We start from the raw sequence: 2,444 nt of genomic DNA on the forward strand, positions 1-2,444 counted from the left end.
GTGTAGATGATGGCGATGGYCGAGAGCGTGAAGATCAGCGGCGCGAAGTCATGCGAGGCCAGCGGGAACATCGGCAGCGAGAAGCGCAGGAAGCCGTAGCCGCCCATCTTCAAGAGGATCGCGGCAAGGACCACCGAGCCCGCGGTCGGCGCCTCGACGTGGGCGTCGGGGAGCCAGGTGTGCACCGGCCACATCGGCATCTTCACCGCGAACGAGGCGAAGAAGGCCAGCCACGCCCAGGTCTGCAACGACCGCGGCACGGCCGTGTGCATCAGGGTCGGGATGTCGGTGGTGCCGCCGTTCCAGTACAGCGCCATGATGGCGAGCAGCATCAGGACCGAGCCGAGCAGCGTGTAGAGGAAGAACTTGAAGGACGCGTAGACCCGGCGCGGGCCGCCCCAGACGCCGATGATCAGGAACATCGGGATCAGGCCGCCCTCGAAGAACAGGTAGAACAGCACGAGATCGAGCGCCGAAAAGGTACCGATCATCAGCGTTTCCAGGATCAGGAACGCCATCATGTATTCGCGAACGCGGTTCGTGACCGACTTCCAGCTCGCGATGATGCAGAACGGCATGATGGCGGTGGTCAAGATCACCAGCGGCAGCGAAATGCCGTCCACGCCCATGTGGTAGGTGATGCCGGTAGCGAGCCAGTTCGCCTTCTCGACGAACTGGAAGTCGGCGTTGGACGGATCGAAGCGCATGACCAGGAGCACCGACACCGCGAAGGTGATCAGCGTGGTCCACAGCGCGATCCAGCACGAGTTGCGCCGCGAGGCCTCGTCATCGCCGCGGCTGAGATAGACGATCAGCGCGCCGACCAGCGGCAGGAACGTCGTGACGGATAGAATGGGCCAGGTCGTCATTTACTGGCCTCCAAAGCCGAACATGAACCAGGTGATCAGGCCGGCGGCGCCGATCAGCATGGCGAATGCGTAGTGATAGAGATAGCCGGTCTGGATCTTGACGACGTTGCGGGTGACGTCCAGCACGCGGGCCGAGACGCCGTCGGGACCGAAGCCGTCGATGACGAAGCCGTCGCCCTTCTTCCAGAGCTGATAGCCGATCCACTTCGCCGGACGGACGAAGATGATGTCGTAGAGCTCGTCGAAGTACCATTTGTTGAGCAGGAACTGGTACAGCCCCGGCTGGGTCTGCGCGAGCTCGACCGGCAGGTAAGGCCGCCGGATGTAGAACAGGTACGAGACGAGGAAGCCCAGCACCATCATCACCGTCGGCAGGAGCGCGATGGTCTCGGGGATGTGGTGCATCTCCTCGATGATGTGCGGGTTCATCTTCACGGAGTCGCGGAAGAACTCCTCGACGCCGTGGCCGGCGAACAGCTCCTTGAACGGGAAACCGGCGACGATGGAGCCGACCGCGAGCACGCCGATCGGGATCAGCATCCAGACCGGGGCCTCATGCGCCGCCTCGTAGTGTTGCTCGTCATGCGGCTCGCCGTGGAAGGTCTTGAAGATCAGGCGCCAGGAGTAGAACGAGGTCAGGCCGGCGGCGACGACCGTCATCAGGAAGCCGTAGGTCGCGAACGGATTGTGCGACGCATAGGCTGACTCGATGATCGCGTCCTTGGAGAAATAGCCGGCGGTGAGCGGGAAGCCGGTCAACGCCAGCGTGCCGACCACCATCACCGCATAGGTGTAGGGGATCTTGCGCCAGAGGCCGCCCATGTTGCGGATGTCCTGCTCGTGGTGCATCGCGTAGATCACCGAGCCGGAGCCCAAGAACAGCAGCGCCTTGAAGAAGGCGTGGGTGAACAGGTGGAACATGCCGACCGAATAGGCCCCCGCTCCCATCGCCACGAACATGTAGCCGAGCTGCGAACAGGTCGAATAGGCGACGATGCGCTTGATGTCGTTCTGGACGAGGCCGATGGTCGCGGCGAAGAACGCCGTGGTCGCGCCGAAGAACATCACGACGGCCTGCGCGTTCGGTGCGAGCTCGAACAGCGGCGACAGGCGCGCCACCATGAACACGCCGGCGGTGACCATGGTCGCGGCATGGATCAGCGCCGAGACCGGGGTCGGGCCTTCCATCGCGTCCGGCAACCAGGTGTGCAGCAGGAACTGCGCCGACTTGCCCATCGCGCCCATGAACAGCAGCAGGCAGGTCAGGGTCAACGCATTGGCGTGCCAGCCGAGGAAGTCGATGGTCTTGCCGGTGAGGTCCGGCGCGGCATGGAAGATCGTCTCGAAATCGGTCGAGCCGACGAGGGCGAAGATCGCGAAGATGCCGAGCGCGAAGCCGAAATCGCCGACGCGGTTGACCACGAAGGCCTTGATCGCCGCCGCGTTCGCCGACGGCTTCTGRTACCAGAACCCGATCAGCAGGTAGCTGGCGAGACCGACGCCCTCCCAGCCGAAGAACAGCTGCACGAGGTTGTCCGCGGTCACCAGCATCAGCATGGCGAAGGTGAACAGCGA

General features: G+C 63.7%; 2 protein-coding genes. Both read right to left on the reverse strand.

Features of this window, described 5'->3' with window-relative positions; genetic code table 11:
* Positions 1-869 (reverse strand): NADH-quinone oxidoreductase subunit M (locus tag ACXJL8_RS38920; RefSeq protein WP_456686805.1); only part of this gene is annotated, 869 nt, incomplete at its 3' end.
* Positions 870-2,444: NADH-quinone oxidoreductase subunit L (gene nuoL, locus ACXJL8_RS38925; protein ID WP_456686806.1), on the reverse strand; the 1,575-nt coding region annotated here is incomplete at its 5' end.

Source organism: Bradyrhizobium sp. P5_C11_2, from assembly GCF_054049755.1.